Raw genomic sequence first — 10,649 nt, 5'->3', positions numbered from 1 at the left:
CCCGCCCACAACCTGACACCAGCATGGTCCCCACCCATGACCACACCAACGAGCGAACTGGCCAGCAGTCACGGCAAGCACCGTTGCAGTACTAGTCACCGTTTGTCTCGTTCCCGGCCCTTTCCCTCTCGTTTTCCCGGCCGTCCACGGATCACGGAACGATCTCTGCGAGTCGTACGTCACAAAGGCGGGGAGATCGACATGACGGGGAGGGGGCGGGGGGAAGCAGACCTCTGTCACTTTGCGCGCCGTCGTGGCACGATCCCCCGGACGCTCGTATGTTACTGACGAGACATCAGTTTGGGGGCACAGATATGGGTACGCGCAAGCGCGGCCTGATCACGGCGGCCGTGACCGTCGTCTGCGCGGTCACCGTACTGGCGGCACCTGGTACGGCCTTCGCGGCACCCTCCCCCGGCCCGTCCCCGAGCGCCTCACCTTCCTCCTCGCCGACCCCCGTGTCGACCCCCGTGTCGAACAAGGAGCTTGAAGAGGTCCGGGAGAAGCTCGAAAAGCTCTACCACTCCGCCGCGGTCGCCACCGACGAGTACAACGCCGCCGAGGAGGCGGCCGAGAAGCAGTCCGCCGAGATCGTCTCGCTGGCCAAGAAGATCGTCAAAGGCCAGGAGCGGCTCGCCGACTTGAAGAAGCGCGCCGGGGCCGCGGCCGCCGCCCAGTACCGCTCGGGCGGGCTGCCCGACGAGGCGAAGCTGATGCTCAGCGACGATCCGGGGGCCTTCCTCGACGGGGCAGGGCGGGTGCTCCAGGGCGAGCGCGCCACCAAGGGACTGCTGGCGGAAATGACCCGCACCCAGCAGGACTTGGAGCTGTACGCCAAGGACGCCTCCGCTCAGTGGCGGAAGCTGGAGGCCGGCCGCAAGGCCAAGGCCGCCGCCCAGAAGAAGATCGAGAAGCAGATCGAGGCGGCCGAACAGCTCGAGTCCCAGCTGGAGAAGGAGGAGAAGGAGCGCCTCGCCGAGCTGGAGAAGGAGGCCGCCTACAAGGCGCAGACCGCCTGGCTGGACTCCGGCGTCCTGAAGGACATCAAGGGCAAGGCCTCCGAGCAGGGTCGCAAGGCCATCGAGTACGCCACCGACCAGCTGGGCAAACCGTACGAATGGGGCGCCGAGGGCCCGAAGACATATGACTGTTCAGGTCTGACGTCCCAGGCCTGGGCGAACGCCGGAAGCGGCATTCCGCGGACCTCACAGGAGCAGTGGAAGCAGCTCGACCGCATCGACATCAAGGACATGCGGCCCGGCGATCTCATCATCTACAACGACGACGCCAGCCACGTCGCCCTCTACATCGGCGACGGCGCCATCATCCACGCGCCCCGTCCCGGGCGGACCGTGACGGTCGCGGGGGCCGGGTCGATGCCGATCCTCGGGGTGGTTCGACCCGATGCATGAGGTTTCAGGGCGTCTTGCGCCGAGCGGGCCGTGACTCGCGCCACGTGACCCACGGCACGTCATATCGCCACCAAACCAAGCCCCGACGTGACGTTCGTCATCCCCGCAGCTACGTCGGCCTGTCCAACTGCGGTAGGGAACGCGGCATATGACAGCGGCGAGCGCACAGTCGGCGTGTGCCACACCATTCCGCTGCGGCGCCGACACCCGCTATGGTCCCCGTCGGTGGATCGAGGTCCCTCGTTCCCACCATGCCCTCGGGGGGAGGGAAGGATTCAAAACGATGCCCGTACCCGTACCGCGGCAGAGAGCGATCCCGGCCGTGGAGACTGGTCAGGCGCCGGCCGCGTCCCCAGGCGGCCCCTCCAGGCAGGTGGCCTCGCGCAAGGAAGAAACGGTCGATAACACCACCCCTACCAACCTGACTCTGCTGCTGATCGAGGACGATCCCGGCGGCTCGGTACTCGTGCCCGAGCTGCTCGACTCGGCCGGCAAGCCGATCCGGGTGCGCACCGCCCGCAACCTCACCGAGGCCGAGCGGCTCCTCACCGACGACGTCCACTGCATCCTGCTGGACCTCGCGCTTCCGGCGCCCGGCCGGGCCGCCGACGACGACGAGCTGGCCGTGCTCAGGCACGTCCTGGAGCTCGCGCCCCGCCACGCCGTCCTCGCCCTCACCGCCTCCGGTGACGCCGAGCGCGGCGCCGAGGCCGTGCGTGTCGGCGCGCAGGACTATCTCTTCCGGGACGAGCTGGACGGGCGGCTACTGAGCCGCGCGATCCGGTACGCCGTGGAGAGGAAACGTTCCGACACGGCCGAGCGACGGCTCGCCGAGGGTCGTATCCGGGTGCAGGAGAACCGGCGCCTGGAGCGAGGTCTGCTGCCGACGCCGCTGCTGGAGGGTTCCTCGCTGCGGTTCGCCGCGCGCTACCGTCCCGGGCGTTCGCGTGCCCTGCTGGGCGGTGACTTCTACGACGTGGTCCGCACCTCCGACGGCACGGTCCACGCCATGATCGGCGACGTGTGCGGACACGGACCGGACGAGGCCGCCCTCGGTGTGGAGCTGCGGATCGCCTGGCGGGCACTGACGCTGGCCGGGCTGTGTGGGGACGCGCTCCTGGGGACGCTGCAGAAGGTCCTCGAACATGAGCGGGCCGACGACGAGATCTTCGCGACCCTCTGCACGGTGGACATCGCACCGGACGGCCGACGCGCGGGGCTGTGCCTCGCGGGCCATCCGTCGCCCCTGCTTGCCCGGCCCGGACGGCCGGCGCAGCTGCTGCCGTACGACAACAACGGGCCCGCGCTCGGTCTGCTGCCCGGCGCTCGGTGGCCTCGTATGGAGGTGAAGCTGGGGGCGGAGTGGAGCCTGATGCTCTACACCGACGGCTTGATCGAGGGACGGATCGGCGAGGGCCGCGAGCGGCTCGGGCAGGACGGCATGGTGGAGATGGTCCGCCGCCAGCTCTCCGAGGGCTTGCAGGGTGAGGCGCTGCTGCGGGCGGCCGTCAATGAGGTCCGGGACCTCAATGGGGGCGAGCTGACGGACGACGTGGCTGTGCTGTTGCTGGACCGGGGGGTCTGAGCGGGGGCTGAGCAGCTGTCCCTCAGGGGTTGGTCAGCGGCCGCCGTTCCACGGGCCGTAGGGGCCGTCGCTGCTGGAGCCCTTTCTGGCGCGGCCTCCGCCCGGGAGGCCCTTGATGGCGGGGCGTACGTCGACCATGTACACGATCGTCGCGATGAGGCCGATGATCGGCAGGAACGACAGGATGTTGAAGATCAGGTTCACCACGAAGGCGAGACCGAGGACGATCATCCAGAACGGCTTGGTCTGCTTGTCCGCGGCGCGGTAGGCGTCGTCGCGGCGCGTGGCCGCGTCGATCAGCGCGAAGCCGCTGAAGAGGATCAGGGCCACGCTCAGCAGCCACATGAACCCCGCGAAGCCCTGCATCAACACAACGTCCACCACCTGATTCGGCTCGTACCTACGCGGTCACCGTACCCGCAACCCCAGGACCGCTACCCGAACAACGGGCCGAGCACTCGGTAAGTGCCCGGCCCGTTTCCAACGGTCCCTTTTCACCCGTCCGTGTTACTTGGCGGGCGGGGTCGTCTTCTTGGCCGTGGCCTTGCGGGGAGCCGGAGCCTTCTTGGCCGGGGCCGCCTTCTTCGCCGAAGCGGCCTCGGTGGCGGGCTCGGCGGCGGCCGGCTTGGCCTCGGCCTTGTCCTCCTTGACCTCGACCGGCTCGGTCTTCGGCTCGACGGCGATCGCGAACTCCTCGATCTCCTCGGCCGCCTCGCCGCGCCAGGTCTTCACGGTCTGCTCGCCGTGCTCGGCGACCTTCTCGTAGGTCTCACGGGCCTTGACGGCGTACTCGGCGGCGACACCGAGGGTGCGCAGCGCGAAGTCCTGGGCGCTCTCGCCGAACTTCTTCAGGTCGGCGTCCAGGCTGCTGCCGAACTTCTTGAAGTCCGCGTCGATGTTGCTGCCGAACTTCTTGATGTCGGCGTCCAGGCTGGTGACGAACTCGTTGACCTTGGTCTGGAAGGTCTCCTGCGCCTCCTTGGCCTTGGCCCCCGCCTCCTTGGCGCGGGTGGTGGCCTTCTCCTGGACCGCCTTCGGGTCGGTGTTGCGAACGGCCTCGAACCGGGCCGGCGCCTCGGTGCGCAGCTGCTCCACCAGGCCGGGCACCTTCCTGGCCTGCTGGAGGGCCAGGTCGGCGGTGCCGGCGGCGAAGTAGAGCGGGGTCGGGTCGCTGAGGGTCTTACGCAGGTCGTCGGCGATGGCCATGGTGATGGTCCTCCCGGTTGCTTTTGAAGTGAGGGTTCTGGGTCCCCGCGGTCGGCCGGACGGCTGACGACTGACTGCGGCCTGCCCGTACGCATAACGCGTACGGCGGCACATGGTCAGCCGGCCGACTGCCGCGGATCGGTCGGGTTCTCCGGGTCGGCGTCGCTGCCGTCGGACGTACGGGTCGTGCGGGTCGTGCGGCTACGGCGCGCGGCGGACTTGCGGCCGTCGTCGGCCGTGCTGTTCTCGCGGGTCGTACGGCTGCGGCGTACATCGGCGTCGCCGTCCTGGGCGTACACCGCGCCGTCGGACGGGTCGTCGCTCCGTGGGTCGTCCTGGTCCGAGCCGACGGCGGTGGCGGACTCGACCACGACCTCGCCCGCCTCATCCACCTCGTCGGCCTCGGGGGATATCCCGAATCCGTTCTCCTTGCGGAAGGACTCGTAGATCTGGAGCAGCACCTGCTTCTGCCGCTCGTTCAGCGTGGGATCGGCGAGGATGACGGCGCGCGTCTCCACCTCGTCCCGGTCCCGCTCGGCGTCGAGGATGCCGGCCCGGACGTACAGCGTCTCGGCGGAGATCCGCAGCGCCTTGGCGACCTGCTGCAGCACCTCCGCGCTCGGCTTGCGCAGCCCGCGCTCGATCTGGCTCAGATACGGATTGGACACCCCGGCGGCGTCGGCGAGCTGCCGCAGCGACAGCTGCGCGTTGCGCCGCTGCTCGCGCAGATACTCACCGAGATTGCCGACGTTGAGCGATGCCATGCCTCCACCTTGCCGCACCCTCGCTAACTTTTGCAAGCACCTGCTTGCAAAAGTGCGTCACGCCACTGTGACGGCCCAGGGCCGCTCGCGGTCGCCACGGCGATGAGTTTCGGATGCGTGCCGGGTCTACGGGTGCGACGGTCGCCGGGAACCAAACGCATCCGAGGAGAACGACATGACCGCTACCTACACCTTCGACGTCTTCTCCAGCCTCGACGGCTACGGCGCCGCCGGCGGCGACTGGAGCGGCTACTGGGGCAAGCAGGGCCCGGAACTGCTCGACCACCGCCTCGCCCTGTACGACGCGGAGCAGCGGATGGTCTTCGGGGCCAACACGTATCGGGCGTTCACGCGGATGCTGGCCGCCGGCACCGAGGAGTCCGATGTGCGTGATCCATGGGTCACTCGGATGCGGAACCTGCCGGCGACGGTGGTGTCGACGACATTGGAAGGCCCTCTCGACTGGCCGAACGCGACCGTCGTGAGCGGTGACGCCGTCGACGTCGTCGCCCGGCTCAAGGAGGAGTCCGAGGTGCCGTTGCGCTCGCACGGCAGCCTGTCGATGAACCGGGCACTGCTGGCCGCCGGCCTGGTCGACCGCCTCCAGGTGACGCTCTTCCCCGTCATCACCGGCCGGACCGGGCTGGACCCGGTCTTCCAGGGTGCCGCCGACTTCGACCTGGAGCTGGTCGAGCACCGGACGCTCGACGGTCACATCCAGGAGCTCGTCTACCGGCCCACCCTCCACTGACTGAATTCGGCGGCCGGGGCGGCGTGTCCGCCCGGCCGGGCTTTCCGCACGAAGCAAGGTGGGCGGCACTGTCGTAGTCGAGGAGGCATCGTGAAGCGTCGTGTCGTCGCCGTCCTGGCCGCTGTCGTCGCCGGGCTGATGCTGGTCGCGGTGCCGGCCGTGGCCCGGGACGGCCACGGGAACATCGAGCGGAACGAGTGGAACATCCCGCTCACCAACCTCCGCGTGCTGTAGCGCGCCGAATCGCCCGCCGCTCGGCCTCGGCTCAGTCGAGGAACTCGCGCACCATCTCGTGCTCAACGCGTACGAAGTCGGTGTCGCCGATGACCAGCAGGGTGGGGGCCTGAACGGTGCGCAGGTCGTCGGCGGTCCAGGGCAGCGGGGAGTTCGCCGCGACCGAGACCTTGGCGAGGAAGTCCTGGAAGTGGCCGGGATGCGGCGCGCAGGCCGCGTACGCCTCGGCCATCTCCCGGAAGTCCGCCTCGCTGGGCAGCCGCGGCGAGTCGTAGTCGCCGGCTGCACCTCGTCGTGGACGCCTTCCTGGTGGTACTGGGCGGCGGCGAGCACGAGCCGGCCCACGCGGCCGGGATGCCTGATCCCGATCTCGAGCGCGGTCAGACCGCCGGGGCTGTACCCGAGTAAGTCGGCCTGCTGGATCCCGAGTTCGTCGAGCAGCGCCACCACGTCGGAGGCCAGGTTCGGCACCGTCAGGTCGCGGTCGATGTCCGCGGTGTGTCCGTGTCCCTGGAGCTCCGGGGCCACGATGTGCCGGTCGGCCGCGAGGGCGGGCAGCAGGGCGGCGAAGGACAGGCCGACGGTGGTGACGCCGCCGTGCAGCAGCACCAGCGGGCGTCGGGTGTCGCGGGCGGTGCCGTGGACCTCGTAGTACATCTCCAGGCCGTTGACCTTGGCGTAGCCGTGTCACAAAACGGGCGGGGCGGCTCGTCCAAGGTTACGAAGGACCTATTCCGGATTCGGGACGGTGAGTGTCATGCGGGTGTTCGTGGCAGGTGGGACCGGGGTCATCGGGCGGCGGCTGGTGCCGCGGCTCGTGGAGCGGGGGCACCAGGTGACGGCCACGACGACGAGCGCGGCCAAGCTCGACCTGGTGCGGCGGATGGGCGCCGAGGGGGTGGTGATGGACGGGCTCGACGGGGTGTCGGTCGGGGAGGCGGTGGCCGCGGCGCGGCCGGACGTGATCGTGCACCAGATGACGGCGATCTCCGCGCCCCACTCCGGCAAGCCCGACATCAGGCACTTCGACCGCTGGTTCGCCACCACCAACCGGCTGCGCACCGAGGGGACCGACCATCTGCTGGCCGCCGCGAAGGCGACCGGCGTCCCCCACCTGATCGCACAGAGCGCCGCCATCTGGAACGGCATCCGGGAGGGCGGCTGGGTGAAGACCGAGGAGGATCCGCTGCCCGTGGAGAGCGGGAAGCTGCGCGAGCTGGCGGAGGGCATCCGGCACATCCAGGACGCGGTCCTCAAGGCCGACGGCACGGTCCTGCGGTACGGCGGCTTCTACGGGCCCGGTGCCACCGACGACCAGGTCGAGCTTGTGCGCAAGCGGCAGTTTCCGCTGGTCGGGGGCGGTACCGGCTACTTCTCCTGGGTGCATCTCGACGACGCGGCGAGCGCGACCGTCCTGGCCGCGGAGCAGGGGGCGCGGGGCGTGTTCAACATCGTCGACGACGAGCCGGTGCCGGCCAGTGAGTGGCTGCCGTATCTGGCCGCCTGCGCGGGGGCGAAGCCGCCGCTTCGGGTGCCCAAGTGGCTGGCCCGGCTGCTGGCCGGGGACGTGGTGGTGACGATGATGACCGAGGGGCGCGCCTTCTCCAACGCCAAGGCCAGGCGGGAACTGGGCTGGGAGCCGCGTTATCCGTCCTGGCGGCAGGGATTCAAGGAGGAACTGGGGCGGCGGTCGTAGCCGTGTCGTGGGGAAGTGGCCCCGGACGGTACCCACTTATTTGTGCGTACTTGGCAGCGCTCCCCCGCCGTCCGACCCTTGAGGGGTGATCGACGAGGGGTGATCGACGCGGCGACGGACGGAGGTGGCGTGCAGGTCAGGAGGCCGGCTGGGCGTCGGTCAGCCGCTCCAGGCGGCGATGGCCCCAGTCGGAGAGCGGGCCGAGAGCCTGGGCCAGGTCGCGGCCGAACCCGGTCAGCGAGTAGACGGTCTTCAGCGGCAGTACGTCGTACACCTCGCGGTGCACCAGACCGTCCGTCTCCATCTCCCGCAGTGCCTGGGTCAGCACCTTCTCGCTGAGGCCCGGCAGCAGCCGGCGCAGTTCCGCCGGGCGGTGCGGGCCGGACTCCAGCAGCCACAGCAGCGACGTCTTCCACTTGCCGTCGATCACCGCGATCGCGGCGGTCACCCCGCAGACGTTCGGATCATGCCGCCGACGCGTCATATCCCCACCCCTTTTGTCATCAATCGTCCCCACTCTACAGGGAGTTGAGCATGCCCACCCATCATCACGATCCCGCCGTCGGTCGCCCCATGGAGGCCACCGTCACCGTCCTCGGTCTCGGGCCGATGGGGCGTGCCCTGGCCGGTGCGTTCCTGGACGCGGGGCTGCGGGTCACCGTCTGGAACCGCACTCCGGGGCGGGAGGGGGAGCTCGTCGGCCGCGGTGCCGCGTCGGCCGCCTCCCCGGCGGAGGCGGTCGCCGCCAGTGCGCTGACCGTCGTCTGCGTGGTGAACTACGACGCCGCCGACGCGGTCCTGCGCCAGGACGCCGTCACCGACGCGCTCAAGGGCCGTACGGTCGTCAACCTCACTGCCGACACCCCGGACCGGGCCCGGGACACGGCCGCATGGGCGGACGCGCACGGCATCCGCTACCTGGACGGCGCGATCATGACGCCGACCACGACCATCGGCACCTCCGACGCGGTGTTCCTGCTCAGCGGCCCCGAAGAGCTGTATCGAGAGCACCGGCCCGTCCTGGACACGCTCGGCGGCACCCACACCCACCTCGGTGCGGACGTCGGCCGGGCCGCCGCCTACGACATCGCCCTGCTCGACATCTTCTGGACGGCGATGGCCGGCTACGCGCACGCCCTGGCCGTGGCCCGGGCCGAGGGCATCACCGCGCGGGAGCTGGCCCCCTTCGCACAGGGCATCGGCGCGATCCTGCCGCCGCTCTTCGAGGAGTTCGCGGGAGACGTCGACGACGGCAGCTACTCCGGCGAACTCAACCCGATCACCTCCGCCGTCTCCACCATGGCCCACATCGTCGAGGCCTCCGAGTCGCACGGCATCGAAGCCGGCGTGATGCGCTCGGCCGAGGGCCAGGCCCGCCGGGTCGTCGGGCTCGGCCACGGGACGGACGGCTTCATGCGGGTCAGCGAGCTGCTGGGCCGCGCACGGCGGTGACCCACTCCGCCAGGACGGCGAAGTCCCGTTCGGTGAGTCCGCAGCGGTGGTCGACGCGGTGGAGGAGGGCGGGCGCGGGGCGGTGGGCCGGCGAGAAGTGGTGAGCCGCCACCCAGTCGCGGTCGACGTCGGTGATCTCGTCGTCGACCCAGGCGAAGGGGCGGCCGGCCGCCCAGGTCACGAGCGGCCGGGTCTTCCAGTGCCGGGCGCGGGGCCCGAGCGAGGGTTCCGCGCCCTCGTCCGGCCAGTCGACCAGCGGCAGCTGGGGCAGGCCGAGCCAGGGCGCGACGACGCTGTTCGCCTCGTCCATCCAGGTCGTGGCCCACACGAGTCGGCAGCCGAGCTCGGCGAGCCGGCTCAGCCGAGCGCCGAGCGCGGGGTCGACGCGGGTGAGGAGGGGGTGGGCCGGGGGCCCCTGGAGCGCGGCGGGGGGTTCGTACACGGGGTACGGCCGCTTGGCCCCGAAGGGGATGAGCGTTCCGTCGACGTCGAGGAAGAGGAGCATCGAAATCAGGATCTCCCCCGGCGGCGGTCTGCGCTACTGTCGGCTCCATGACTGCCGGGTCGGCCTTGTGCCGTGAGCGAGTTGGGTGTTGCCCGGCCTCTGAGTGAGGTCGTGGCGGCGGACCAGGGGTCCGCCTCTTTCTCTTCGCCTTTCACAAACCAGCGACGAGAAAGAGACAGAGAAAGCAGAGCATGCCCAACGACTTCAATCAGCAGGTCATCGAGGAGTTCCGCGCCAACAAGGGCCGCGTCGGCGGCTACTTCGAAGGCGCCCGGCTCCTGCTGCTCACCACCACCGGCGCCCGCACCGGCCGCCCCCACACCACCCCCGTCGGCTACCTCCCCGACGGCGGCGACCGCGTCCTGGTCATCGCCTCGGCCGCCGGCGCCCCCAAACACCCGGCGTGGTTCCACAACCTCGTGGCGAACCCGCAAGTCACCGTGGAGAGCGGCGCGTTCACCTACGAGGCGCGGGCGGTCGTACTCGACGGCGAGGAGCGGGACCGGGCCTTCGCGCGGGCCGTTCAGGCGGACGAGGGCTGGGCGGCGTATCAGGAGAAGACCGAGCGGGTGATCCCCGTGATCGCCCTGTACGAGATCGCGCAGGGCGGCCCCCCGAACATCAACGCCTCCTCCATGGGCGAGGCCATCAAGGTCGTCCACGACGCCTTCCGCCGCGAACTCGCCCTGATCCGCCAGGAGATGGCCAAGGACGGCACCGCGCTCGGTGCCCAACTCCGCGTCAACTGCCTGACCTTCTGCGCCGGACTCCACAACCACCACACCGGCGAGGACCTGGCCATGTTCCCGTTCCTGGCCGACCGCCATCCCGGACTCGCCCCCGCTCTGGCCCGCCTCCGCGAGGAACACGAGCACATCGCCGGCCTGGTCGAGGCCCTGCGCCGCACCGTGAACGCCGAGCACCTGGAGCCCGGTGTCGCCCGGGCGGAGGTGGAGCGGCTGTCGGCGGAGTTGGAGGCGCATCTTACGTATGAGGAGGAGCAGTTGATACCTGTGCTGGACGCGGCCTAGCGGAGCGTCGGGC

The 10,649-nt window shown here is 70.2% G+C and carries 13 protein-coding genes and 1 pseudogene; 7 read left to right on the top strand and 7 right to left on the bottom strand.

All coding sequences use genetic code 11. From position 1 onward, the window contains the following. The first annotated feature begins 314 nt into the window (after positions 1-314). Complete coding sequence (locus ACZ7NC_RS35535; protein WP_471494561.1) at positions 315-1,412, top strand: C40 family peptidase; 1,098 nt, start codon at positions 315-317, stop codon at positions 1,410-1,412. A 283-nt stretch (positions 1,413-1,695) separates the two neighbouring features. Beyond that, positions 1,696-2,997, top strand: coding sequence for a PP2C family protein-serine/threonine phosphatase (locus ACZ7NC_RS35530; protein ID WP_471494559.1), 1,302 nt, complete (start codon positions 1,696-1,698; stop codon positions 2,995-2,997). A gap of 33 nt (positions 2,998-3,030) precedes the next feature. On the opposite strand, the gene ACZ7NC_RS35525 is transcribed toward ACZ7NC_RS35530, so the two are convergent. From ACZ7NC_RS35525 to ACZ7NC_RS35515, 3 genes are all read right to left on the bottom strand, one after another. Then, entirely contained in the window at positions 3,031-3,363 is a 333-nt protein-coding gene (locus ACZ7NC_RS35525; protein WP_471494565.1) for a DUF2516 family protein, read from the bottom strand. A 141-nt stretch (positions 3,364-3,504) separates the two neighbouring features. Further along, a complete protein-coding gene (locus ACZ7NC_RS35520) occupies positions 3,505-4,203 on the bottom strand; it encodes a hypothetical protein (protein ID WP_471494557.1) in 699 nt (232 codons plus the stop codon). 116 nt (positions 4,204-4,319) lie between these two features. Continuing rightward, positions 4,320-4,967: a helix-turn-helix domain-containing protein gene (locus ACZ7NC_RS35515; protein WP_471494555.1), complete on the bottom strand. Its 648-nt coding sequence runs from the start codon at positions 4,965-4,967 to the stop codon at positions 4,320-4,322. Between the two features lie 175 nt (positions 4,968-5,142). Between ACZ7NC_RS35515 and ACZ7NC_RS35510 the strand changes: the two genes are divergently transcribed. After that, complete coding sequence (locus ACZ7NC_RS35510) at positions 5,143-5,718, top strand: dihydrofolate reductase family protein (RefSeq protein WP_471494553.1); 576 nt, start codon at positions 5,143-5,145, stop codon at positions 5,716-5,718. 90 nt (positions 5,719-5,808) lie between these two features. Further along, entirely contained in the window at positions 5,809-5,952 is a 144-nt protein-coding gene (locus ACZ7NC_RS35505; protein ID WP_471494551.1) for a hypothetical protein, read from the top strand. Between the two features lie 31 nt (positions 5,953-5,983). Here ACZ7NC_RS35505 and ACZ7NC_RS35500 read toward each other — a convergent pair whose 3' ends face one another. Both ACZ7NC_RS35500 and ACZ7NC_RS35495 read right to left on the bottom strand, forming a co-directional pair. Continuing rightward, entirely contained in the window at positions 5,984-6,184 is a 201-nt protein-coding gene (locus tag ACZ7NC_RS35500) for a hypothetical protein (protein WP_471494549.1), read from the bottom strand. 140 nt (positions 6,185-6,324) lie between these two features. After that, positions 6,325-6,609, bottom strand: a pseudogene (locus ACZ7NC_RS35495) (alpha/beta fold hydrolase); the annotation flags it as partial. Between the two features lie 100 nt (positions 6,610-6,709). On the opposite strand from ACZ7NC_RS35495, the gene ACZ7NC_RS35490 reads away from it, so the two are divergent. Next, the gene (locus tag ACZ7NC_RS35490; RefSeq protein WP_471494547.1) at positions 6,710-7,648 is read left to right on the top strand and encodes an NAD-dependent epimerase/dehydratase family protein; all 939 of its coding nucleotides are present in this window, start codon (positions 6,710-6,712) and stop codon (positions 7,646-7,648) included. A 136-nt stretch (positions 7,649-7,784) separates the two neighbouring features. On the opposite strand, the gene ACZ7NC_RS35485 is transcribed toward ACZ7NC_RS35490, so the two are convergent. Next, positions 7,785-8,132 carry a winged helix-turn-helix transcriptional regulator gene (locus ACZ7NC_RS35485; protein WP_471494545.1) on the bottom strand — a complete coding sequence of 116 codons (348 nt, stop codon included), beginning with the start codon at positions 8,130-8,132 and terminating at the stop codon, positions 7,785-7,787. A 50-nt stretch (positions 8,133-8,182) separates the two neighbouring features. Here ACZ7NC_RS35485 and ACZ7NC_RS35480 point away from each other — a divergent pair, with 50 nt between their 5' ends. Continuing rightward, the gene (locus tag ACZ7NC_RS35480; RefSeq protein WP_471494543.1) at positions 8,183-9,100 is read left to right on the top strand and encodes an NAD(P)-dependent oxidoreductase; all 918 of its coding nucleotides are present in this window, start codon (positions 8,183-8,185) and stop codon (positions 9,098-9,100) included. Here the strand turns inward: ACZ7NC_RS35480 and ACZ7NC_RS35475 are convergent. Next, positions 9,069-9,605, bottom strand: a complete 537-nt coding sequence (locus ACZ7NC_RS35475) for an HAD domain-containing protein (RefSeq protein WP_471494541.1) — start codon at positions 9,603-9,605, stop codon at positions 9,069-9,071. The genes ACZ7NC_RS35480 and ACZ7NC_RS35475 overlap by 32 nt on opposite strands. Positions 9,606-9,796: 191 nt before the next feature. On the opposite strand from ACZ7NC_RS35475, the gene ACZ7NC_RS35470 reads away from it, so the two are divergent. After that, positions 9,797-10,636 (top strand): nitroreductase/quinone reductase family protein, encoded by an 840-nt coding sequence (locus ACZ7NC_RS35470; RefSeq protein ID WP_471494539.1) that lies wholly within the window; start codon positions 9,797-9,799, stop codon positions 10,634-10,636. Positions 10,637-10,649: the final 13 nt, after the last annotated feature.

It is taken from the genome of Streptomyces sp. NPDC111802, from assembly GCF_055634335.1.
This window is presented reverse-complemented; position numbering and strand designations above follow the sequence as displayed.